Origin of the sequence: Paenibacillus sp. FSL R10-2788 (genome assembly GCF_038003885.1) — a bacterium.
Classification (GTDB): domain Bacteria; phylum Bacillota; class Bacilli; order Paenibacillales; family Paenibacillaceae; genus Paenibacillus_AQ; species Paenibacillus_AQ odorifer.
Genome location: NZ_JBBOQA010000001.1, coordinates 6587551 through 6611368, shown reverse-complemented (window position 1 = coordinate 6611368; position 23818 = coordinate 6587551). Strand labels below are relative to the sequence as shown.

17 protein-coding genes are annotated in these 23818 nt (G+C 46.2%); 14 read left to right on the top strand and 3 right to left on the bottom strand.

The window, feature by feature from the left end:
• Nucleotides 1-265 precede the first annotated feature (265 nt).
• From NSQ50_RS29375 to NSQ50_RS29360, 4 genes are all read left to right on the top strand, one after another.
• Entirely contained in the window at nt 266-787 is a 522-nt protein-coding gene (locus NSQ50_RS29375) for a MarR family winged helix-turn-helix transcriptional regulator (RefSeq protein ID WP_051491214.1), read from the top strand.
• Complete coding sequence (locus NSQ50_RS29370) at nt 780-2540, top strand: ABC transporter ATP-binding protein (protein ID WP_036681991.1); 1761 nt, start codon at nt 780-782, stop codon at nt 2538-2540. The genes NSQ50_RS29375 and NSQ50_RS29370 overlap by 8 nt, the downstream gene beginning before the upstream one ends.
• Nucleotides 2537-4435 (top strand): ABC transporter ATP-binding protein, encoded by a 1899-nt coding sequence (locus NSQ50_RS29365; RefSeq protein WP_036681989.1) that lies wholly within the window; start codon nt 2537-2539, stop codon nt 4433-4435. Before NSQ50_RS29370 ends, NSQ50_RS29365 begins: the two co-directional genes overlap by 4 nt.
• 211 nt (nt 4436-4646) lie before the next feature.
• The gene (locus tag NSQ50_RS29360) at nt 4647-6872 is read left to right on the top strand and encodes an MMPL family transporter (RefSeq protein ID WP_076222353.1); all 2226 of its coding nucleotides are present in this window, start codon (nt 4647-4649) and stop codon (nt 6870-6872) included.
• Between the two features lie 456 nt (nt 6873-7328).
• Here NSQ50_RS29360 and NSQ50_RS29355 read toward each other — a convergent pair whose 3' ends face one another.
• The 3 genes from NSQ50_RS29355 to NSQ50_RS29345 all read right to left on the bottom strand — a co-directional run bounded on the left by NSQ50_RS29355 (nt 7329) and on the right by NSQ50_RS29345 (nt 11218).
• The gene (locus NSQ50_RS29355; protein ID WP_076212583.1) at nt 7329-7640 is read right to left on the bottom strand and encodes an antibiotic biosynthesis monooxygenase; all 312 of its coding nucleotides are present in this window, start codon (nt 7638-7640) and stop codon (nt 7329-7331) included.
• A gap of 1162 nt (nt 7641-8802) precedes the next feature.
• Entirely contained in the window at nt 8803-9522 is a 720-nt protein-coding gene (locus tag NSQ50_RS29350) for a 3-ketoacyl-ACP reductase (protein ID WP_036681981.1), read from the bottom strand.
• A 148-nt stretch (nt 9523-9670) separates the two neighbouring features.
• Nucleotides 9671-11218 (bottom strand): FAD-dependent oxidoreductase, encoded by a 1548-nt coding sequence (locus NSQ50_RS29345; protein ID WP_076222352.1) that lies wholly within the window; start codon nt 11216-11218, stop codon nt 9671-9673.
• Nucleotides 11219-11377: 159 nt separating this feature from the next.
• On the opposite strand from NSQ50_RS29345, the gene NSQ50_RS29340 reads away from it, so the two are divergent.
• The 10 genes from NSQ50_RS29340 to NSQ50_RS29295 all read left to right on the top strand — a co-directional run bounded on the left by NSQ50_RS29340 (nt 11378) and on the right by NSQ50_RS29295 (nt 23714).
• Nucleotides 11378-12736, top strand: a complete 1359-nt coding sequence (locus tag NSQ50_RS29340) for a spore germination protein (protein WP_052097379.1) — start codon at nt 11378-11380, stop codon at nt 12734-12736.
• The gene (locus NSQ50_RS29335; RefSeq protein WP_036681975.1) at nt 12736-13836 is read left to right on the top strand and encodes a GerAB/ArcD/ProY family transporter; all 1101 of its coding nucleotides are present in this window, start codon (nt 12736-12738) and stop codon (nt 13834-13836) included. Before NSQ50_RS29340 ends, NSQ50_RS29335 begins: the two co-directional genes overlap by 1 nt.
• On the top strand, nt 13833-14930 hold the full coding sequence (locus NSQ50_RS29330) for a Ger(x)C family spore germination protein (protein WP_036681972.1): 1098 nt from the start codon (nt 13833-13835) through the stop codon (nt 14928-14930). The genes NSQ50_RS29335 and NSQ50_RS29330 overlap by 4 nt, the downstream gene beginning before the upstream one ends.
• Nucleotides 14931-15020: 90 nt before the next feature.
• Nucleotides 15021-15416 (top strand): Fur family transcriptional regulator, encoded by a 396-nt coding sequence (locus NSQ50_RS29325; protein ID WP_036681969.1) that lies wholly within the window; start codon nt 15021-15023, stop codon nt 15414-15416.
• Nucleotides 15417-15634: 218 nt separating this feature from the next.
• Complete coding sequence (locus NSQ50_RS29320; RefSeq protein ID WP_036681967.1) at nt 15635-17650, top strand: methyl-accepting chemotaxis protein; 2016 nt, start codon at nt 15635-15637, stop codon at nt 17648-17650.
• A 102-nt stretch (nt 17651-17752) separates the two neighbouring features.
• Nucleotides 17753-18565, top strand: a complete 813-nt coding sequence (locus NSQ50_RS29315) for a uroporphyrinogen-III synthase (protein WP_076099693.1) — start codon at nt 17753-17755, stop codon at nt 18563-18565.
• 206 nt (nt 18566-18771) lie between these two features.
• Nucleotides 18772-19410: a ThuA domain-containing protein gene (locus tag NSQ50_RS29310; protein ID WP_036681964.1), complete on the top strand. Its 639-nt coding sequence runs from the start codon at nt 18772-18774 to the stop codon at nt 19408-19410.
• 98 nt (nt 19411-19508) lie between these two features.
• Nucleotides 19509-19856: a phasin family protein gene (locus tag NSQ50_RS29305; RefSeq protein WP_036681962.1), complete on the top strand. Its 348-nt coding sequence runs from the start codon at nt 19509-19511 to the stop codon at nt 19854-19856.
• A complete protein-coding gene (locus NSQ50_RS29300) occupies nt 19857-21524 on the top strand; it encodes an ABC1 kinase family protein (RefSeq protein WP_076099692.1) in 1668 nt (555 codons plus the stop codon).
• Between the two features lie 390 nt (nt 21525-21914).
• Complete coding sequence (locus NSQ50_RS29295; protein WP_076099691.1) at nt 21915-23714, top strand: DEAD/DEAH box helicase; 1800 nt, start codon at nt 21915-21917, stop codon at nt 23712-23714.
• The last annotated feature ends 104 nt before the right edge of the window (nt 23715-23818 follow it).

Sequence of the window (23818 nt, the reverse complement as noted above, 5' to 3'; positions counted from 1 at the left end):
GACCTGTGGGCTCTGGAAGTAATGGAGGCATTACAACCTATGAGCACGGAGCTTGGTTCTAAGGGATGAAAACATCTATTCAATCCTTAAAATACAGAGCAATACATAAACCGATAACTACTCCCTTGCACTCGTGCTGGGGAGTTTTCTTTTTCGTAATAATTGATAGCGTATTCATAATTTGACAAAGCAATCCGGCGAAAATATAATTAGGTAGCCTAAATAATATAGTGTTTAATAATTAGTTGACCTAACTAAAATAGAGGTGAAGGAAATTGGGATAAACGGAGGAAATACAGAAAATACTGAAAATTCAGTCGCACACGGGCTTTTTGCGGCGATGAAACGCCTGCATAAAGCTCAATGGCAAAAGGGCGTTGAGGGCCACAAGCCAAGTGAGATGACTTTAATGATATGCATTGAAAAATGGAATCATTCTGATGAAGAGGGTCTTAAGGTGTCTGAAATCAGCCGACTACTTGGATTCACTCCTCCTACCATCACGCAGCTGATTAACAGTCTTGAAGCGAAACAGATGGTGGAAAGACACGCGGATCCTTCGGACCGAAGAGTTGTACGCGTAAAATTGACGGAACGTGGAAAAGAACTCACACGAAAAGCGGAACATTATCGTGATGTGATGCTTGATAAGCTTGTACAACACTTAGGCGAAAAAGACACTAAACAGCTCACAGAGCTATTGCTTAAAGTACATGAATACGTTGAGGATAATCCACCACCTGATTGGGATAGGCTACAAATGAACGGAGATGAGAAGCTTGATTAAATTATTTAAACAACTGAAGCCTTTTAGGGTAGCTATTGGTGCTGTATTAATCCTTGTATTTTTGCAGTCCATGGGTGATTTATACCTTCCTACTCTGATGTCTGACATCGTCGACAAAGGGATCGTTCAAGGAGATCGCGCTTATATTTGGAAAATAGGTAGTTTCATGCTCATGGTTGCAGGTGGCGGTGCTTTATGTTCGGTAATTGCCAGTTACTTATCGGCAAAAGTGGCGGCTGGGTTTGGTAAAATCACGCGTGCTCGAGTCTTTAATCATGTAGAGAATTTCACTCTGCATGAATTCGATAAGTTAGGTACAGCGTCTTTGATTACACGTACAACAAATGATATTACACAAGTTCAAACCGTACTTACTATGATGTTGCGCATGATGATCGGGGCACCGATGATGATGATTGGTGGTATCATCATGGCAGTATCTGAAGATGCTAAATTATCATTGATTTTTGTAGTCGTTATTCCTGTACTTGTTGGGGCGATCTTCTTTATTGGGATGAAGGGTCTGCCACTGTTTAAAGCCATTCAGATTAAGCTTGATAAATTAAACCTGGTGCTGCGTGAGCATCTGACAGGTATTCGTGTTATTCGTTCTTTTAACCGGATTGATCATGAGAATAGACGTTTCACCGAAGCTAACCGTGATCTTACGGATACAGCTATCAAGGTCAACAAAATCATGGCCGGCCTGATGCCGCTGATGATGATTGTAATGAACTTTTCTATGATTGCTATTCTTTATTTTGGTGGAATTCGAATTGGTGACGGCGATCTGCAAGTTGGGTCCCTGATGGCATTTATCCAATATGCGATGCAAATTATGTTCTCTCTGATTATGGTATCGATGATGTTCGTGTTAATTCCGCGTGCTTCAGCTTCAGCCGTGCGTATCAATGAGGTACTGGATATGCAGCCTGAATTTACAGATCCTACTGAGAGTGAACTGCATACAACAGCTCAAGCTACTAAAAAAGACGGACGCGATTCTTTACGTGGTTTTGTTGAGTTTGAGAATGTATCTTTTTCCTATCCAGGGGCAGAACAGCCTGCACTTTCGAAAATTAGCTTTAGTGCTCGTCCGGGTGAAGTTACCGCAATTATCGGGGGTACCGGATCGGGTAAATCTACGCTGCTTAGCCTGATTCCAAGGTTCTATGATGTTAATGAAGGTGCTGTACGCGTAGACGGAGTGGATGTGCGTGAGATGACACAGGAAGAGCTGCGGAGCAAAATCGGTTACATCCCTCAAAAAGCAGTATTGTTCTCGGGTACGATTAATGAGAACATCCGCTACGGTAAAGAGGATGCTACGGATGAAGAAATCATTCATGCATCCAAGGTGGCTCAAGCCTACGATTTCGTATCCGCGATGAAGGATGGGTTTGACTCGGAAATTGCCCAAGGCGGGAATAACGTCTCTGGTGGTCAGAAACAGCGGTTGTCCATTGCTCGGGCGCTTGTGAGAAAACCTGAGGTGTATCTGTTCGACGATAGCTTCTCAGCTCTTGATTTCAAGACAGATGCCAAACTTCGCGCGGCTCTCAAAGCTGAAACTACGGAATCCACCGTATTGATCGTAGCTCAGCGGGTTAGCACCGTTATGGATGCGGACCGGATTATTGTAATTGATGAGGGTGAAATTGCTGGAATGGGCACTCACCGTGAACTGCTCGAGAGCAGTGATGTGTACCGCGAGATCGTATCCTCGCAGCTGTCAGAGGAGGAAATAGCATGAGCGAACAAAACAGAGAACATAAGCCTGCAGCTCCCCGCGGCCATAAAGGTCCGGGTGGACCGGGTGGCGGTCCTGGAATGAGGATGCCGGCAGAAAAGGCTAAAGATTTTAAAGGTACACTTCGTCGCTTGATCAAATATTTACGCCCACGTATGGTTCAATTGATTATTGTACTAATTATGGCGATTGCCAGTACGGTGTTCAGTATCTTCAGTCCGAAGGTTATGGGTAAAGCTACAACCAAACTGTTCGAAGGTGCTTACGGCAAATTGATGGGTGTAGAGGGTGCCTCCATTGATTTTGGATATATTAATGATATTCTGATCCTGCTCGCGGGATTGTATCTGCTTAGTGCTTTGTTTAGTTACATTCAGCAATATGTAATGGCTGGAGTAGCGCAGAAGGTAGTTTATGACATGCGTGAGCAGATCAACAGCAAGCTGGAGCGTTTACCTTTAAAGTATTTTGACTCCCGTACACACGGGGAAATTCTCAGCCGTGCTACGAATGACGTGGATAACATCAGTACCACGTTGCAGCAAAGTTTAACGCAGCTGATTACCTCAATCGTCACTATTATTGGTGTTATTGTGATGATGCTTACCATCAGCCCATGGCTGACTTTAATCACGATTACTACGTTGCCACTCAGCTTTATTGTGATTATGGCGATCTCCAAACGTTCGCAGACTTATTTTGTGAGACAGCAGAAATCGCTTGGTCAGTTGAATGGTCATGTAGAGGAAATGTATACAGGGCACCGGATTATTAAAGCTTTCGGCCGCGAACCGCAGTCGCTTAAAGATTTTGATGAAATAAACGATAAGCTATATGATTCTGGCTGGCGCTCCCAATTTATGTCGGGTATGATTATGCCGCTTATGATGTTTATCGGTAACTTGGGTTATGTGCTTATCTGTGTTGTGGGTGGTATTTTTGTTACTAAAAAAATGATTGATGTCGGGGATATCCAAGCCTTCATTCAATATTCACGTCAGTTCACCCAGCCGATTGCACAAACGGCTAATATTGCTAACATTATTCAATCCACCATTGCTTCCGCAGAACGTGTATTTGAACTTCTGGATGAAGAAGAGGAAGTCAAAGAAGTTAATACTACACTTGTGAAGCTTGATGAAGGTGCTCCGGAAGGCTCCGTTGAGTTCCGTCATGTGAAATTCGGATATAAAGAGGATGCTATTCTGATTGAGGACATGAATATTGAGGTTAGTCCAGGTCAGACTATAGCTATTGTCGGTCCTACTGGTGCTGGTAAAACCACTTTGATTAACCTGTTGATGCGCTTCTACGAGCTTAACGACGGGGAAATTATCATTGATGGCGTCAACATTACCGATATGAAACGGAGTGACCTACGCAGTAAATTTGGTATGGTGCTTCAGGATACCTGGCTCTTCAACGGTACGATTCGTGATAACATTGCTTACGGTCATGAAGGTGCATCAGAAGCTGATGTGGTGCGGGCGGCCAAGGCTGCGCATGCTGATCACTTTATCCGCACACTTCCGCTTGGCTACAATACGGTGTTAAATGAAGAAGCTTCTAATATTTCACAAGGACAGAAGCAGTTGATTACTATTGCTCGCGCTATTCTTGCTGATCCATCGATCCTCATTCTTGATGAAGCAACGAGCAGTGTCGACACACGGACTGAATTGCTGATTCAAAAAGCGATGAATGCGCTGATGCAAAACAGAACAAGCTTCGTTATTGCCCACCGTCTCTCGACGATTCGTGATGCGGATCTCATTCTTGTCATGAACCAAGGTAGTGTAATCGAGAAAGGCAACCACGAAGAACTGCTGGCACAAGGCGGATTCTATGCGGATCTCTATAACAGTCAGTTCTCTGAAGGGGATTTGGACGTAGGCTAAATTGAAGTGAAGAAAAAAGTATAGTTAATCATAAACCCCTCTTTTCACATGATGCTGATTTTTTATGTGAAGAGAGGGGTATTTTATATGTGATGAGGTGCTTTAATTTTTCTGAAAAATAAAAAAAGTTTGATTAAAAATTAAAGCATATATATGATAGAATAAAAAATGACCCGCGGCTCATTTTTAAGGCTGCAAGGTAAAGGAGAGGATGAAGGGAATGTCAGGCTACGGAAAATGGGTGGCAGGAAAAAAGACGAAGTGGATTACTCTTCTCGTATGGATAGTGCTTGTAGGTGCACTTACCCTGTTATGGCCTGCAGTGAATTCTCAGGTTGCTAATAATGCGCCTAACCTCCCAGATGATTCACAATCGGTACAGGCAGCAGCTATTGCAGAACAAGAATTCCCTAGTGGAAGTGGAGTGCCGGCGCTGCTCGTATGGCATAGAGAAGGTGGGCTTTCACAAGATGATTTAGTACATATCACTGCTGTGTACAAGAAGTTGGAGCAGCAACCATTGCCCCATCAGAATTTTGTTCCCCCATTAGGACAACTGCCGCCACAAGCATTACAAGCCTCGTTATCTGAGGATCTTAGTACGCTGGTAACCCCAGTGCTTTTTGATAAAACGGCAGATAGTGATCAGCTCGGCGAAGCTGTGACAGAAATGAAGAAGATCATAAACACGGAGACGGGCGGAGACCCCTCTGCTGCTAAGGTAGATGGAAAAGACCTGAGTTTACGTGTTACGGGTCCAGTGGGCATCTCCATAGATGCTACAGGGCTGTTCAAAAACGCAGACGTTTCCTTGTTAATTGCTACGGTTATGCTTGTTCTGGTGTTCTTATTGGTGATCTATCGTTCGCCGATATTGGCGTTTATTCCGCTTATTGCGGTTGGGTTCGCTTATGGCGTAACTAGCCCGATTCTTGGAAAAATGGCGCAAGAAGGCTGGATCACAGTGGATTCACAGGCGATCTCGATTATGACCGTTTTGTTATTCGGAGCTGGTACGGACTATTGTCTGTTCCTGATTTCACGGTTCCGGCAGTTGTTGAAGGTAGAGGAGAGCAAGAGTCGTGCCCTTCTTCGCTCCATTACCGAATCTTCAGGTGCAATTGCTATGAGCGGCTTCACCGTCGTGCTCGCGCTGTTCGCATTATTGCTGGCTAAGTATGGAGCTTATCATCGTTTTGCCATTCCATTTAGCGTGTCGATCTTCATCATGGGAATTGCCAGTCTAACCCTCGTACCAGCACTGCTGGCGATCTTCGGACGGACCTCGTTCTTCCCATTCATTCCGCGCACACCGCAAATGGAGGTAGAACGGGCTAAGGCTAAAGGCAAACCTGTTCCTGAGCCCAAGGTTTCCCGTAAAAAAGGCATTGGCGGCTTGGTAGTAACCCGGCCTTGGGCTATCGTAGGTGTGACCGTTATCGGCCTGGGGATTCTGGCTTCATTCTCCAGTGGCATCAAATTTACCTATGATATCCTATCCTCTTTTCCTAAAAATATGGAGTCCCGCGAAGGGTTCGACCTTATTGGCAAACAGTTCTCCCCCGGAGAATTGGCTCCAGCGAAGCTGATTATTGATACCCAAGGAAAAGCGAGCGGAGAGGATCTAAGGGTCATTCTGGGCGGACTCACCTACGTGGACACGGTTTCCGATCCGCAGCAGGGGGCAGTAAACAAAGATATTGTGGGTTTTGATATTGAATTTAAAAGCAATCCTTACTCACTAGAAGCGATGGGGCATATTCCCACCCTTCTTGCTACCGCAGAGCAGGCATTAATCGATGTAGACGTTGCGAACCCTGCGGATCATGTGTGGGTAAGCGGACAGACGGCAACACAGCACGACACTAAAGAGATTGGAGATCGGGATACCGATCTGATTATCCCCGTGGTCATCGGAATGATCACCTTACTGTTGTTGATATATCTGCGTTCAATAGTGGCCACCATCTATCTGGTCGGCACCGTTATTCTCTCCTTCTTCTCAGCGCTTGGCTTAGGCTGGATTATCATTCACTATGTGATGGGAGCTGATGCCATTCAGGGAGCGATCCCACTGTATTCCTTTGTTTTCTTGGTGGCACTTGGAGAAGACTACAACATCTTCATGATCTCGAATATCTGGAAAAAGCGTAAAACCATGCCGCTTAAGCAGGCTATCGCGGAAGGTGTGAATGAGACCAGCTCGGTAATTACCTCTGCCGGCCTCATTCTGGCAGGTACATTTGCTGTATTGGCAAGCTTGCCGATTCAGGTGCTTGTGCAGTTCGGTATCATCACCGCTCTTGGTGTTCTGTTGGATACCTTCGTGGTGCGTCCGTTCCTTGTACCAGCTATTACGACGCTCTTTGGTCGTTGGTCGTTCTGGCCGGGTAAACATCAAGAGGTGGAGACTCCTCAGCCAGATGTAAGTAAATAATGAGTTTATAAACAACAAACAGGGATGTCCCAGAGCCATATTGGCTCCGGACATCCCTGTTTGTTTTAGGCTTAGGTCCAGGACATCGCTGGATAATAGTGCTGCTTGTACCAACTAATTGAACTGTATCTAATAGGCTAATCAATAAGTCTGCTGGACGATAATTACTCTAAGTTTTTACTGTAGCAATTAGCATTTAGAAGCGATAACTGTGTTAATTAGCCCGCTGCATTGGTTAGCCAAGAGGTAAAGATAATTAGCCCGCTGTATTGGCTAGCCCGGCGGTAAGAGTTAACTAGCGCGCTGCATTGGTTAGCCAGGAGGTAAAGCCAATTAGCTCGTATCACCGGTTACCTAGCAGTAATAGTCAATTAGTTAACTGTACTTATCGGGCTACCATTCCGTACACACTGCTGGTTCAATCTAGCTACTGCTCTGTTTGGGTGGTCCAAATCCTTAGTTACTGGGCGTGCGGCTGATCATTAGCTCATATTTATCGATGGAAGCACCCAGGATTGCGTCATTACCACCAGCACCACGGTGCGACTGACGGAAGGACTCGCTGGAGGTCCAGCCTTTGAACGCATCCTCATTCTCCCATACGGTGCAGATTTTTAATTCCTCGATACCTTCTTTGGCATTTCCGCGCCATACCTCCATACGTACAAACCCAGGCATATCCTGTACACCATTATTTCCTCCGAAACGTTGAGCAATAGCTTCGCCATGACCTTCTTTTACTTTAATAGTATTAGTTACTACCAGCATGATAGATAAACCTCCGATCAGAAAGTTAGTATATTCTCAGGACATTGTGAATCGAAATAATATAACATGAGAACCTCGGAAATTAGTATCAAGATCTCAAGGTAACATCGTGATTCTCAAAAGCACATTACACCCGAAAGTACGGAGCAATGGTATATGACACAAGGCACAAGACACAAGGACAAGGCGCAAGGTACAAGACACAAGGCGCAAGGCACAAGACACAAGGACAAGGCGCAAGGTACAAGGTACAAGGCACAAGGCACAGAACACAATACACAAACCACAAACCAACTAACAAAATAAAAGACTACCCCAAAAGACACAAGAACGCGGGCGCTTAATTGCACTTTGTACACTTAAATTATCCGTCACACCAGAAACGATCGAATAAGTGTATTCTCTGCAACTAATTTGTGCGAATCTGGTGAATCGACGAGAATAGCCTTCTTTTAACTGTATAGAGTGCAACTAAAGTATGATTTCTCCTCTAATTGCGCTGAATAGATGTACAAAGTGCAACTATTATCTATTTAAACGTTAAGTATTGTGCAAACTCAGGTACCTGCGAAAAATCAAAGTGTCTACTGCAAGTAAAGTGGCTATAGCAAGTTAAAGTAACTACTGCACGTTAAAGCAACTACCGCAAGTAAAGTGCCACCTTAACCGTAATGTTACTCTAAGCCAAAGTGCCAACCCAACTCCAAAGTTTTTACTCAAAACCACCATTACAGCTAGCACCTAATTCCAGTCCCAGTTCCCTAATAAAGCCCCCAAATGAAGTTGCATTGCAGAATGTGCAACAGAATAGCCTGAATGTTATCTGAATAAGGCAGTCTGTTGCATTCTGTACAATAGAATCAAGCCCAAATCGCCTAAAAAGGAGGGGAGCCACTAAACTGATTGCACAAAGTGCAATCACCCAAGGCCTCATCCTCGTCTAGAGCGATTCTATTGTACAAAGTGCAATTAGATAACGGAGCAGAGCAAGCCTGAGGCGTTATCCCGCACAAAGTGCAATCACCCAAGGTTTCACCTTCGACTAGTGGGATTCTATTGCACTAGTGCAATCACCCAAGGCTTCGCCCTCGTCTAGAGCGATTCTATTGCACAAAGTGCAATCACCCCAGATCATCCGGCTCCCTACGCGTCCAGCGCGATTTTATTGCGGATTGGTGGTCCACAGTCCTGCTGTTTTTAGGAAGACGCGATCCGGCAGCTTCAAAGCTGTCAGTGCCAATTCAGCAACATCTTCAGGTTGCATCATGCGGTCTTCGTCACCGATTTTAAGTCCAGCATTGGAAGCTAGGCCAGTGTTCACGGTGCTTGGAGTCAAGGCTACGACGCGGATATTGTGTTTGCGCACTTCTTGTGCGAGGGCTTCGGTCATGCCCATGAGAGCGAACTTGGATGCGCAGTAAGCAGAACCTGTCGCGAAGCCGCGTTCTCCGGCTGTGGATGAAATATTGATGATATTTCCGCCATTTTTCTCAATCATCGCAGGCAGTGCAGCACGGGTTACGTAATAAGTACCGTAAAGATTAACTTGGATGTGGCGCTCCCAGTCTGCAGGGTCCATTTCTACTAAAGTGCCGAATTTTGCAATCCCGGCATTGTTGATTAATGCATCAAATGCTCCAAGCTCATTTTGCAGGGAAGCAACAGCACGTTCAGCTTCTTCACGTACGGCGATATCGGCCACGGCAATGCTGACTTTAACATCATATACTTCCGTTAAGGCTGATTTTAACGCTTCGAGATCACCTGAAGTTCTGGAGATCAGGCCTAAATTAGCACCTTCCTTAGCCAGTGCCATAGCCAAGGCTTTTCCGATCCCTTTGCCTGCACCAGTAATTACAACACTCTTTCCTCTCAAATCCATCTCTATCGTCACTCTCCTTCAAACTTTTTTGAAGCAGCTGCTTCATTCAAGTCTTATTATACCTGAATGCTGTAGGGCAATTACAATCGCCCCTTAGAAAAGGGACTGCAATTTTTCATGAATCCGAACTGCCTTTTCATGAAAAGTATTATTCATGGAGTTTCGTCAGCGGTACCGAAGCTGGGCCCTCTAAAACCTCGCCATCGTAGGAGAAGCGGGAACCATGGCAAGGGCAATCCCAAGAGCGATCCCCGTTGTTCCATTCGCATTCACAGCCCATATGGGTGCAGGTTCTATCCACCAGATGAAGTTTACCTTCTGGATCCTTATAAGCTCCTACACGTTTGCCATCATGGAACACAACGGCTCCTTCGTCAGCTTCCAAATCAGTTGTCTTTTTATGGACGATTTCCACTTTGCCCGCCACGAGCTCTTTTGCCACATTGGCATTTTGCACGATGAAGTTTTTTAGGCTGGTGCCAGCTTTGAAGCGGGACGGATCGTACAATTCGGTATACGGATTATCTTTGCGCTGAATCTGATCCGAGATGATCTGTGCGGCCAGCGTACCGCTTGTCATGCCCCATTTTCCAAAACCTGTGGCGATATAAATCTCTGCGTTGTCCGAAATCTTGCCGATGTAGGGCACTCTGTCTAAGGTGATTAAATCCTGTGCTGCCCAGCGGTAAGGGATTGTTTTGATGCCGAGCAGATTTCCTGCGAATAGCTCCAAATTCTCATAATGTCCTATCGTACAGATGCCTTGGCCTGTCTTATGATTGTCTCCCCCGACAATGACCAGATTCCTGCCTTCCCACTCTACTGCACGCAGAGAACGGGTGGGTTCGCTTGCGCTTAGATACATTCCACCCTCAAAATCCGTTTCAGGCTGGATCGCCAGACAGTAGGAACGTTCAGCATGCAGCCGCGAGAAATATAATGCTCCTCCATCGTAGAAGGGGAAATGAGAAGCTGAAACGGCGTAGCGGCAGGTGATCCGATACTCGTCCTTTTCAGTAAAAAGCGTAAGCTTATCGTTCTTCTCCACCTTATCTGCCATCATCGTATGCTCATAGATTACGCCACCTTTATCCTGAATGACCTTCAGCAGGCCCTTCAGATATTGCAGCGGGTGAAAGCGGGCTTGTCCTGGTAATTTAATGGCACCACTGGCCATCAGAGGGATAGAGACGTTATCTAGCCACTCTCCGGGCAGACCCAATTGTTCATAGGCTTTATACTCTTCCTCCAGTTGTTTAAGCGTCTTATGATCTTCAGCATCCGAGTACAGAAAAGCTGCCTCATGTTTCATGCCGCAGGATACTTCAAGTTCCTCAGCCGTATTCTGGATCCAATTCATAGCCTCGCTGTTCGAACGATAATAGAGCCGGGCTTGTTCCTGCCCAAAATGTTTTATCAAATGATGATAGATTAGCCCGTGCTGTGCTGAGATTTTTGCACTGGTAAAACCCGTAGTGCCACTTAGAATTTCCCCTGCTTCCAAGAGCGTGACTTTGTAGCCTGCTTTGCTGAGGAGATAGGCTGTTGTAATGCCTGTAATTCCACCGCCTACCACTGCCACATCTGTAGAAATATCTTCAGCCAGCTTTGGAAAAGTCGGTAAATCCGTGGTATCTCTCCATAATGATTCCGGAAATTGTGGAAGACTTTGCGTTATCTTACGGTTTCGGTCCATCTATTATCCCTCCATCTGTACAATCCTCATCTCATTTATTACCACAGTCCTGTGAAAAGAAACTCCCCGTTCAATTGTGCAGTGCATGAATTCAAAGAAACAGTGCCAAAATAAGGGGGGAACCGGGACGTAAAGGACAAATAGGAGGGATGATGTTCCATGTCAGTTCAACAGGATAAGGACAATATTTCTCTGGAATGGATCAAAGACCAGCTGAACGGGTTCGCGGATTTAATCGATAAGACGATCGTTACCTCTTTTGGGCAGGTCGACCTACTTTATATCAAAAGCGTTGCGGATTCGCAGATCCTCAGCCGAAATGTAATCACACCGTTCTATGAGATGGAGAATATCAACGCTTACCAAAATTACATTATGACGTATCCGGGCAGTGAAGAGGCGACTACGAGAGATAAAGCGATCGAGCTTTTGCTCAGCGGTTATATTCTTCTGGGCTTGAAGGATACGTTCTGTTTCTTTGATGCTATGAATACGGAGATTAGTGGGGTTAATGAAACATCTGCAGAAAGCATTTCTCAGGGACCTTCAGATGCACTAACTGAGGATATTGCAGTGAATATGAACATGATTCGTCGGCGATATCAATCCACCAATCTCAAAATGGAGACCATGGTCATCGGCGATGTCTCCAAAACAAAGATAGCGATTCTATACGATGACAGTCGGGTGGATAAGAATGTTTTAAAGGAATTACGTGAGAAAATGGGGACGTTAAAGGTTGATATTTTGCAGGCTACAGGCGAACTTGAGAAGTTTATAAGCAGTGATAAATTAAGAATACTCCCGAAGTCCATTATCACCGAAAGACCGGACAGGGTTGTGTTTAATTTGTCTGAAGGAAAAGTAGCGATAATGCTTGATACTACGGGTTATGCGATAGTACTGCCGTCTATTTTTAATGACTTTTTCACATCCATGGATGATAAAATCCAATTTCCTATCGTGGGGCGTTTTCTGAAGCTTTTGCGGATTATCGGTGTAGGCATGACACTTTGGCTGCCTGCGTTCTATGTAACCCTCACCTCGTATAATCCAGAAATTATTCGGGTGCAGATTGCACTGCTTATTTCGGGTAGTCGTGCAACAGTACCTTATCCATCTTTTGTGGAAGTGCTTTTAATGCTCATGATGATGGAGTTTCTGACTGAGGCGAGCTTACGGCTCCCCAAGGCGATTGGTCCAACGGCTACAACTGTAGGGGGGCTTATCTTGGGGCAGGCAGCGACGGCAGCAGGACTTGTAGGGAATATCATGATTATATTGGTTTCAGCTGTTGCGATATCCAATTTTCTAATTCCGCTGAATATGATGAGCTTGTCCATACGTGTGCTGAAGTATATTTTTCTTATTGCCGCAGCTTTTTTAGGATTGGTTGGGGTAGTGGTCTGTGTCGTGGGATTTGCCATGTATTTATGCAAACAGCGCAGCTTCGGACAACCTTATTTCAGATTGTTTTTTCTCGATAATCTCGGCAAGAAGAAGGGTGGAGAGCATTGATGGCCAAAAGCCGTTATTTCTACTGTCTTTTTCTGATGAACAGCCTGATCAACATCATTAATTTTGTTCCAAGGGAACTAATAGACAGACGTTTTGGTGGTGCTTTGATGTCCATCCTAATCGGAACGATCTTGGGCACTTTGTTTGTCTATATATTTACTGTACTGATTGCTAAATTCCCCGGCAAGGGATTTCCGGAAATATTTGACTCTTTGCTTCCTAAGAAGTTAGCCAGAATCTTATTGGTCCTTTTTGCTGGCTTATGGTGTGTGGCCGGGGGAGTTACATTGCTTTCCTTTGTAGATATCACGCTGCGGTTTATCAGTCCCGATTCGAGTCCTTATACGGTTGTGATCAGTTTTTTAGTCTTGGTCTGCATCTGCTGTCGCTTCGATTCTTTATCACTCTTGTATGGGCTTGAAATCATTCTCAGCGTATCCTTACCGTTAATTATTTATGGCCTCGTAAAAGCGTTGACCAATCCGGACTTCAATTGGGATTCTGTTTTGCAGGTCACTACATACTTCTGGCATAAGCCGGACCTAATGAGCCTTGCGGCGGCTACCTTTTCGTTTAGCGGTTACTTAAACCTGGCCATATTTAATCGGGTATTTCATGGGCTGAAGCTGAAGCATGCCTGGATTTTAGGGGTGGAGGGTCTTTTCGTACTGCTCTTGACTTTCTTAGTTCCCATCGGATATTTCGGAACCGTTGCTATTGATAGGCATGTGTATACATGGTTCTCGACGGCCGACAGTATTCGGATGGAATCCTTTATTATTGAACGGATGCTGTTTATTTTTTATTTTACCTATTTAAGTTTATCTCTGGTGAGTGTAATTGTTCATTGGCATGGAGGTTTAGAGCTTTTTAAAGGTGCCCTTTCATCTGTAAAAAAACAGTCCCCAAAAGCAGAGCACTGGAAAGAGTGGGGCATTCTAGGCTTGTTTAGTGCGATGGTTCTGTCCTTAATGGGGCTGGATCAATATCAACTTAATATGTTTGGTGCCTGGTTTCTGCAAATTCGCTGGTTTGGTGAGATGTTCATCATCGCTCTGCTGTTTTATTGTTATCGCAAAGTTAGGAGGGGGAAGCTGTGAGAAGAGTACTTGCTGGAATTGGGATTATATTACTCCTTCTTCTTCCTGGTTGTGACTTCAAGGAGATTGATTTGCGGATTTTCGTGTTAGCGATCGGCGTTGACCAAGGTGCAGAAGAAGGGAATTTTAAGATTAGCTTAAAGCTTGCCATCCCTCAGGGGGATGTTACCAAGATTGATGAGAAGATGCAGATCTTGACGGAGGAGTCTCCAAGCATTTCGGAAGCCCTCCGTAGAATGAAATCCAGAGTGGAAAAGGAGCTTGATTATTCCCATTGTAAATCAATTATTTTGGGGGAGGGGGTTGCCCGTAAAGATATTCTCCATGTTATGGATTGGGCTGTGCGACGTAGAGATATCCAACTTATTGTCAACTTTGCAATAGGGCGTCCGGAAGCACTTCAAGTGCTGAAGGTAAGACCTGAATCGGAGCGGATTCCATCGAATTCTCTTATTCTGGCTATGAGTGGACAAGGCACGGAGTCTCCATTTATTTCTAGTGTGTATTCCTTTCAGCTGATGAGAAATATCTTTGAGGAGGGGATTGATCCGATCCTGCCGATTATCGAGGCCAAAGGGGATAAGGAGTTTTTAATTGATAAAATTGCTCTGCTGAATAACGAGAAAATCAAAATGGTTCTTACGCCCAACGAAACCCGGCTATATAATCTGTTATCACGCCCGAATCTGCGAACCAACTTACCCGCTCATTCCGAAGGTATTATGTATCAATACTACACAGAGAGATCATCTTCAGACTACAAAATCCTGACACCAGAGCATGGGAAAGCCACTATTCGTTATCGTATTAAGATAAAAGGTATTCTCGAAGAGAGCAGTAGCCCGGATTTGGTGACACATCACATGTTGAAGAAGATCCAGGAAGCCGGGGAAAAAGAACTGGAAGAGGATATCTTAGCATTGCTGACCAAAATTCAAGCAAGTGGCCTAGATCCCTTTGGTTGGGGGCTGCATTATGGAGCAAGACACTTTAATAACGATACGGAAATGAAAGTGTGGAAGGGGCTCTATTCAGATCTTAAATTTGAGATCAAAGCTGACGTGAATATTAAATATTCAGGGATGATCAAGTAGCTGGGAAAGAATGTGTGGATAAAAATGGGATTGACGTCCCCATTCACAAGATTTATACTTGATCTAAAAATAAGTTAGAGGATGATAGGAATGAAAAGTCTAAATTTGACCTCCCAACGTCAAGCCGTTTACGATATCGTCCTTAATTCACATGACCATCCTACTGCTGCGGAAGTGATGAATCGGCTAGTAGAGCAGGGACATAGCTTAGCATACGGTACTGTATATAACTCTCTGCGTTATCTTTCAGATAAACAAATGATTCGTGAGCTTAAGCTTGGTGAAGCTGCCAGCAGATATGACGCACGTATGGATGATCACCAGCATATCATTTGTGAGGTTTGTGGAGCAGTAGATGAGGTTATGAATCAAGTTCCGCGTGAATGGATGGATACAGTGGCCAAGGATACCGGTTATACCATTGGTCATGCCCATGTAGTATTTGGGGGCGTCTGCCCGAACTGTAAGAACAAAAAGAATAATTAGGATAGAGTTGCCGGAGCCCTGTGCCGCGGCAATAATAAGTATATCGGAAGAGACCGCTTTCATTGAGGCGGCCTTTTTTGTTGCATTTATATGACAATTCTCAAAAAAAATGAGAAAAACGAAGAAAGATAGGAGGAAAATCGGTTCCTAAAACAGATATAAAATTATATATTAAGTCTGGTAAATGTATCCTTGCCTAAGACTCAGATGAGAGAGAGATGATGACATCTATGAAAAAAAATGCGGGTATGACTATCCGTACCAAGTTAATTCTTACATATCTAATAATACTGCTGCTGCCCAGTATTATAATAGGCTGGCGAACCTATCAAGCTGCCAGCCAGGAAGTGGAAGATCAACTGGTGAACAATGCTACCGAAAGTGTGCTGGCCGTAAATGAAATCATTAACTCTAATATTCAATCCAAAATAGATGCGATTTCTTATTTTGCCGCGGAATTTTCATCTGAGGGGATCAACAGTGAGGGATCTGGGGGGACTTCCTCTGCTGTAAAAGCCAGACTGAAGGAATATGTGGCGCTGCATCCGGATGTACTGGACATTTATGTGGGTACAAGCAATGGCAAGGCTATTCATGCTTTAGATGCTAAGCTGCCGGAGGGTTATGATCCAAGGCAGGAAAGCGCCTATATTAATTCTCTGAAGCAAGGGAAAGGGGCTGTGATTTCTCCTGCTTTTCAAACCGTAAATAAGGAAACCGCGGTTGCGATATCAACGGTTCTTAAGGGCGGTGATGGGGTGATCACAATGAATCTCAACCTGTCTACTTTAGGGGAGCTGACCTCAATTAAGGTAGGGAAGGAAGGTTATATCCTCATCGTTGATAACAGCAAGAAGTTTCTAGTTCACCCTACAGAGGCTATCGGGCAGGAATCGTCCGATGATTTTGTAAAGAAAATGTTCGAGAAAGAACAAGGGGTCTTCGATTATGTTTTCAAGGATACGTCCAAAAAGATGACCTTTATGGTCAATGAACTGACGGGTTGGAGAATCGGAGGTACGATCAGCATTGATGAGGTTAACTCAGCAACTAGTGGAATCCGCGATACAGCTCTGCTTGTTATTGTAGTTTCCGTTCTGCTTGCGCTGGTTGTGATCTATTTTAATATTCAATCGATTTTGAGACCGCTTTTCCGGCTGCGGAAAGCAACTGCAGTGATAGCCAAAGGTGATCTGTCGGAAGACATGGGTGTTTTCCGTAAAGATGAAATAGGGCTGCTGGCAGAGAATTTTCAATTAATGGTGATTAGCTTGCGCGAGATGATTATTGGCGTGCAGGAGATGACAAGCAATGTATCCTCCTCAGCGGAAGAACTGACGGCTAGTGCGGATCAGACTGCCCAAACGATTGAGCAGGTAACCATAGCGATTCAGGACGTAGCAGCAGGGACGGAGCGACAGGTGGGTAGTGTACGAAAAGGAATGGAGAGCACAGCCGCTACAGCCAGCGAGGTCGAGCAGATTTCCACATATATGGAGCAAGTATCTACAATGATGGACAAGACCTCACTCTCAGCATCAGAAGGCAATGATTCGGTTATCAGCGTAGTGGACAAAATCAATGGTATCCATGAAACGGTCGGAGAGCTAGGCAGTGTAATTGACAAACTGAATGAGAGAACCAGTCAAATTGAGGGTATTGTTGGCGTTATCACAGGGATTGCCCGCCAGACCAATCTGCTGGCCCTCAATGCTTCCATTGAGGCAGCCAGAGCCGGGGAACAAGGGCGTGGATTTGCGGTGGTTGCTGCCGAGGTGCGTAAGCTGGCAGAGGAATCAGAGAGATCCGCACATTTGATTGCCGAGCAGATTACCGCTATTAATAGTGAAATGCTGCTGGTAACTCATACGATGGAAGACACCAGACAGCGCGTATCCGAAGGCATTGAGGCTGTGGATACTTCCGGCCGTTCTTTCTCCCGTATCCGAAGAGCAGTAAAGAGTGCCGCGGAGAAGATTGAAGCCATGGGCGGGGTTGTGCAGACCTTATTGGTGGAGTCTAATCATATGGAGAAGGCTATTGGGGAAATTCGCGGCATATCGGAAGAGGCGGCTGTGAATACGGAAACTATCGCAACTGCCGCACAAGAGCAGCTTGCTTCTGTAGAGGAGATGGCATCTTCGTCTACCGACCTTAGCCGTCTTGCAGAAGAACTGCAAAAGCTGGCGAGCCGCTTTAAGATACACGCTTCTGGCAATAAGAATGATTTCTGATAGGAGAACCGGCTTTTTATCTTCCCTTTTCAACTCCTTTGCAAGTATACTGATAAACAATAATGTTGGGTTAGGCAATGGAGAGAGGAGAGATAATAGGAAATGGCAGAGCAATTAAAAGGGTTCACTGTCGCCTTGGCGGGTCCACGCAAATCGGAAGAAATGGCCAAGTTGGTTCAGAATATGGGGGGGACGGCAGTATGCCGACCTGCTCAAGGGACTGTATTTCTTGATGATGAGGCATTGCAGGAAGGTTTGAATGCATGGATCAATCAGCCTCCCTACTTGGCGATCCTGACTACAGGGATGGGACTTGATGCTCTCTTCGATATGGCTGAGCGAATGGGGATCGAAGAACGTTTCTTAGAAGTACTTTCTGGTTCTATTATTGCCGCACGGGGTTATAAGACAGTGAATGCTTTGAAAAAAAGAGGACTTACGCCGGAGATTCGTGACGACGACGGAAGTACAATCGGATTGATTCGTGGGCTTCAATCCCTGAATTTGCAGGGGAAAGAAGTCGTTCTTCAGCTGCACGGAGATCCAGCTCCTCATATGCTTGCATGGCTGCAGGAGGCTGGGGCTACTACCCGCCAAGTGTTGCCTTATCGCCATACCCCACCTGAGCCGGGCGAACTGGAAAGATTGCTTCTAGAAATCATATCAGGCAAAATTGATGCCGTGGCTTTTACGAGTGCACCACAGTTTCGTTTCCTCTGTCAATTTGCCCGGGAACAGGGAAAGCTGGACGAAATGCTGAAGTCTTTCGAGGATAAAGTGCTTGCTGTTTCTGTAGGGCGGATTACCTCTGAGGCTCTTAAAGAAGAGGGCGTACAGCGTATCATTATGCCTGAGCATGAACGGATGGGAAGCATGATTGTAGAGCTAGGCAAATATGTGGCGGCGAATCGCTAAGTCACAAGTTGCGTCAGCTTTACACGAATGACGTTATCACACAGAAGCATTCCCGCCTGTTATCATGGCCGGGGATGCTTTTTTACCCGGGAAAAATAAGTCCAAAGAGCAATATACCTGCCATCTGCATGGACATTCGCGGCAGTTTTCCTTAGAATATAGGCAACATGTGACGAATAATAACAACGAATAAGGAGGAGGATCCCATGGACAAGAGAAAATGTCTATTACTTGGTGATTACACCCATCCCCGGTTTCATCCACTTCAAGGAGTGGACCAACAAATTAGCGAGATCTTAAATGATTTATTAACCGTGCAATGTTCAGAAAATAAAAAATTAATGCGCATTGAGCATTTAGCAAGTTATGACCTATGTATCGCTTACAATGAATTGTGGAACGAAACAGTCTCCCCTCAACAAACGGCTGGTTTGCTCAGCTATGTAAGTGGAGGAGGAGGACTCATTGTTCTTCATACGGGAGCTTCGTTGACGAAACGTAACGAGCTTGCTCAGCTAATAGGGGGTCGTTTTAACGGACACACGGCTTACGAACCGATGAACTTCAAGGTGCTGGAGCATGACATCACCGAAGGTGTGGAAGATTTCCAATTGGATGAGGAGCCATATCATTTTGAATTTGACCCGTTCACAGAGCGGACTATTCTGCTTCAATATGAATCGGAGGGTCAATGGATTCCAGCTGCATGGTGCCATAGCTACGGTTTAGGACGAGTAGTATTCCTAATGCCTGGTCATCATGAACCCTCCTTCCGTCATCCGGCACTACGTAAACTAATTCTACAGGCGGCTACTTGGGCTGCCCGTATTCCGGTCACTAACTAAGGAATGTTGTGTTTTTTTTGAAATACGTACACAGTGGGGTATACTTTAATCATAAACTCCGTTATGTAATGAAACGGAATCTTTGGGAGGAAAGTGCCATGAGTGATTTGTTTAAAAAAGCGATCTCTTTAGGAGTGGGCCTCACCATTGTCAGTAAGGAAAAAGTAGAGAAGGTTGTTGAAGAACTAGTGAAACGCGGGGAGCTTGCTCCTTCGGAATCTAGGGCTCTCGTCGATCGGTTGATTGAACGTGGTGAGGAAGAACGAGGCATGTTCAAGTCTGCTGTACAAGAGCAAGTACAACGCGTGCTGAAGGAAATGAATGTGCCTGTACAAAACGATATTGCCGAGCTGGAAGGGCGAATTGCAGTATTGGAGCGCCGGTTGGCCGAGCTAGAGGGAATTTCCCATCTAGAGGGAACATCGGCGGAAACGCGTTCGGACTAAATGGCAGTACGCATTAGACATGCCGGACGTTACCGGGCAATCGCCATGGCGCTTATGCGCCATGGTTTTGGCTATATGGTGGAAGAGCTGGGGCTCTATCACTTACTATCCCTTCCACGTCGTCTTGTAACGCAGGAAGCACACACAAGCCTTACGCTCGGGGAGCGGATTCGGCTGGTGCTGGAGGATTTGGGTCCAACCTTTATTAAGCTGGGACAACTCGCCAGTACCCGTTCAGATCTGCTGCCTGATTCTATTATTCAGGAATTGGTAAAACTACAGGATAATGTGCCTCCTTTTCCTGTCGACCGCGTGCGCGCGATCATTGAGCAGGAACTGGATCAGCATATGGATGAAATTTTTAACTCTTTTGAGGATACGCCACTTGCTGCGGCATCCATTGGTCAGGTGCATAGGGCTGTACTTCACAGTGGACAAGTCGTAGCTGTTAAAGTTCAACGTCCTGGTATTCTGCGAACGATGAGCAGGGATTTGGAAATTCTCAAAGATTTAAGCACACTTGCTGAAAAGCGGCTCAGCTGGGCGAGGCAATATCAGCTGTGCCGTATGGTAGAGGAGTTCTCTAAATCGCTGCTTGGCGAGCTGGATTATAGCCAAGAGGGACGTAATGCAGAGAAAATCGATCAGCAGATGGATTATGAGGGAGTGTACATCCCGGATATCTATTGGGACTATACGTCAGCACGAGTGCTGACGATGGAATATGTGGTAGGGACAACGCTGAGTCGTCGCGATGAGCTGCTGAGTAACGGCGTTAAGCTTAAAGCCATCGCACAGCAACTTGTGGAGATGATGCTTAGACAAATCTTCATTCATGGTTTTTTCCATGCTGATCCTCATCCGGGCAATGTTATACGGATGGGTGATGGAAAGCTGGCTTTGATTGATTTTGGCATGATGGGTCGGCTGAATGAGGAGATGAAGGAGCAGCTATCTGCACTTATTATCGCTCTAATGCGCAAAAATACGGATGCAATGGTCCGGGCAATTTTGCGTCTTGGAGTCATTCCTGAGGATGCTGATCGAAGCGCGCTGCATGATGATATGGATCGGCTGCGGGATGAATATTATGATGTTCCATTTAGCAAAATGAGTATAGGCAAAGCCCTGAATGATCTGTTTGGCATAGCGCGAAAACATCGTCTAGTGCTGCCGCCAGATTTGACGATGTTAGGGAAGACAATGCTCACGCTGGAGGGAGTTATCAGCAACTTAGATCCAACCATCAGTATTTTGGAAATGGCGGAACCCTTTGGGCGGGAACTAGTAAAGCAGCGCTTTAGCGGCAGTCGTTTGCAGCGCAAGTTTCTGGGAGGCGTAGCGGATTTAACAGAGAGTCTGCTGGAGCTTCCTGGGCAGGCTAAGCAGTTATCCGCGCTGATCAGTAAGGGAAAGATTAAGGTGGAGATTGTGGCACCCGAGATGCAGAATCTGGAGCGTAAGCTGGACCGGGTAGGTAACCGTTTAGCATTCAGTATTGTGATGCTTGCGTTTAGCATCATCATGACAGGACTCATTATTGGTACTGCGATGCGTGGACAGCCTTCAGTGTTATGGAATTTCCCTACAGTGGAGATTGGCAGCGTGGTGGCACTTCTGATGTTCTTATGGCTGATCTATGCGATTTTTAAATCGGGAAGGTTCTAGCTTAAGGGATTTGAATAATTATTCTTCAGCAGTTTCACACAAATGCCTTTCTATCAAGTACAATATAAAAGATAACTTTCTAAGCTTAACTTTACTTCTATTGTATAAAGTGGAATGGAACGCAAATGGAGTGCCGTCTTAACGTCCGGTGGATCGCTGCTGCCCAGAAACCGAACTTTGACCGCACTCTTTTAACGGGTCAAGGGATACATGGGACGGAAGGATGCCGGTGACGGTGTTCTTCCGCTTTTGTTTGAATATAGCTGAATCTGAAGCATATGCCCCAGAACAGGACAGCCTATGCAGGCTGCCTCATACAGGGCTTTTGAAGACGGAAGTTAAGAAAGAGATGTAATCAAATTAAACCGAGAAAATAGTGAGGTGGAGAATTTGCCGGGATTTAAAGATTTAGGAGTTTCAGAATTACTGTGTACATTGCTTCAAGGTCAAGGCATTGTTAAGCCTACGCCAGTGCAGCAGGAAGCCATTCCGCCATTGGTGCAGGGTTTGGATGTAATAGCTAGAGCGAAGACAGGTACAGGGAAGACTTTGGCCTTTTTGCTGCCAATTATGGACAAGATCCATACGGAGCGGGCTTATCCTCAGGCGCTGATTATGGCTCCTACACGTGAGCTGGCTTTGCAGATTACAGAAGAGGCACGCAAGCTGGCGCGTCATACGGATATCAAAATATTGGCGGTTTACGGTGGTCAGGATGTAGAGAAGCAACTGCGCAAGCTGGAAGGCGGCAGACATCTTATCATCGGTACACCGGGCAGACTTTTGGATCATATGCGCCGGGAGACGCTGGATCTTAGCGGCGTAAAAATGCTCGTTCTGGACGAAGCCGATCAAATGCTGCACATGGGCTTCTTGGAGGATGTTGAGACAATCATTACGGCTGTGCCTTATCGTCGTCAGACTATGTTGTTCTCCGCGACAATGCCTGATCCGATTAAACGTCTCGCTGCTAATTACATGAAAGAGCCACTGGATATCATCATTAAGAGTGGTTCTCCAATTCCGCTGGATAATATCAAACAGCAAGTAGTGGAATGCTCGGACCGTAATAAAGAAGAAGCGCTCAAATCCCTCATTGAACGGGATCGTCCTTACTTGGCTATTATTTTCTGCCGGACGAAACGGCGGGTGTCCAATCTGAACGAAGCGCTGCAAGCAGCCGGTTATGAGTGTGACGAGCTGCACGGTGATTTGTCCCAAGGTAAACGTGAAGGTGTGATGAAAAGATTCCGTGATGCGAAGCTGCAGCTGCTAGTAGCGACAGACGTAGCAGCTCGGGGTCTGGATGTTGAAGGTATTACTCACATCTTTAACTATGATATGCCACTTGATGTGGATAGCTATATTCACCGGATCGGACGGACTGGCCGTGCTGGAGGCAAAGGGCTTGCAATTACTTTCGTATCTCCACGTGATCAAGAGGGTCTGGATTTGATCGAGCATGGCATCTCGCAGCGGCTGGATCGCCGCCGTTACGAGAAGGATGAATTCGGCGTTGGCGAATTCATCCCTGTGCAAGGCGGCGGACGCCACGGCGGTCGCCAAAGCGGCGGCGCTGAGGCAGCGCGCACGGGCCGCGGGCCGAAGACCGGCGGCTCTGGCCGCGGCGGAGCTCCGCGCGGCGAAGGCGGAGCGCGGCAAGGTGGCCGTGGCCGCGGTAAAGAAGCAGGCGGCTGGGGCGCGCCTGCAGAAGGACGCCGCGGTCGTTCCGATGCGGCGGCTGGCAAGCGTGGCGGCAGCGGTTATGACGCTGCTGCTCCTAAGGGCGGCGGCAAGGCTGCCGGTGTAGTGCGAGTAGGCGGCGGCTATGGCGCCTTCGCCTCCAGAGGCGAAGCGTCTGCCAGCGGCAACGCGGCAACGCCTAGCACCGGTTCGCGCGGTGCGAACCGGAAGGGCGGCCCAAGCACTGGCTACAGTGAGAACGTAGCTAGAGGAGCGGACGGCGGTGCCTACACTGGAGGTACTCCACGTGGCGGCTTAGGCAGCGGCTATGGTTCAGGCCCGTCTAGAGGCGGCAAAGGTGGTAAAGGCAGCAAAGGTGGATACGGCGGTGCCAAGGGTGGCGCTGCTGGCAAAGGCGGCCGCAACAGCGGTGGTGGATCTTCACGCGGTGGCCGTAGCAATGGATCCGGTGGCTTTAAAAGCGGCGGTCGCGGCACTTCCAGATAAAGTTAGTAGAGTTTTATAGATGAAACTTGTTACCATAGGGTAGTTAGCGCTGAAGCTAATGACCTATGGTAACCTTTATTTTATAGCGTGAACATATTGATTTT

What these genes read in the sequence shown, in the direction of transcription:
- NSQ50_RS29335 (WP_036681975.1), top strand. Translation starts at nt 12,736, where the DNA reads ATGGCCAAAAGCCGTTATTTCTACTGTCTTTTTCTGATGAACAGCCTG.
- NSQ50_RS29320 (WP_036681967.1), top strand. Translation starts at nt 15,635, where the DNA reads ATGATGACATCTATGAAAAAAAATGCGGGTATGACTATCCGTACCAAG.
- NSQ50_RS29340 (WP_052097379.1), top strand. Translation starts at nt 11,378, where the DNA reads ATGTCAGTTCAACAGGATAAGGACAATATTTCTCTGGAATGGATCAAA.
- NSQ50_RS29300 (WP_076099692.1), top strand. Translation starts at nt 19,857, where the DNA reads ATGGCAGTACGCATTAGACATGCCGGACGTTACCGGGCAATCGCCATG.
- NSQ50_RS29305 (WP_036681962.1), top strand. Translation starts at nt 19,509, where the DNA reads ATGAGTGATTTGTTTAAAAAAGCGATCTCTTTAGGAGTGGGCCTCACC.
- NSQ50_RS29315 (WP_076099693.1), top strand. Translation starts at nt 17,753, where the DNA reads ATGGCAGAGCAATTAAAAGGGTTCACTGTCGCCTTGGCGGGTCCACGC.
- NSQ50_RS29325 (WP_036681969.1), top strand. Translation starts at nt 15,021, where the DNA reads ATGAAAAGTCTAAATTTGACCTCCCAACGTCAAGCCGTTTACGATATC.
- NSQ50_RS29360 (WP_076222353.1), top strand. Translation starts at nt 4,647, where the DNA reads ATGAAGGGAATGTCAGGCTACGGAAAATGGGTGGCAGGAAAAAAGACG.
- NSQ50_RS29355 (WP_076212583.1), bottom strand. Translation starts at nt 7,640, where the DNA reads ATGCTGGTAGTAACTAATACTATTAAAGTAAAAGAAGGTCATGGCGAA.
- NSQ50_RS29345 (WP_076222352.1), bottom strand. Translation starts at nt 11,218, where the DNA reads ATGGACCGAAACCGTAAGATAACGCAAAGTCTTCCACAATTTCCGGAA.
- NSQ50_RS29365 (WP_036681989.1), top strand. Translation starts at nt 2,537, where the DNA reads ATGAGCGAACAAAACAGAGAACATAAGCCTGCAGCTCCCCGCGGCCAT.
- NSQ50_RS29310 (WP_036681964.1), top strand. Translation starts at nt 18,772, where the DNA reads ATGGACAAGAGAAAATGTCTATTACTTGGTGATTACACCCATCCCCGG.
- NSQ50_RS29350 (WP_036681981.1), bottom strand. Translation starts at nt 9,522, where the DNA reads ATGGATTTGAGAGGAAAGAGTGTTGTAATTACTGGTGCAGGCAAAGGG.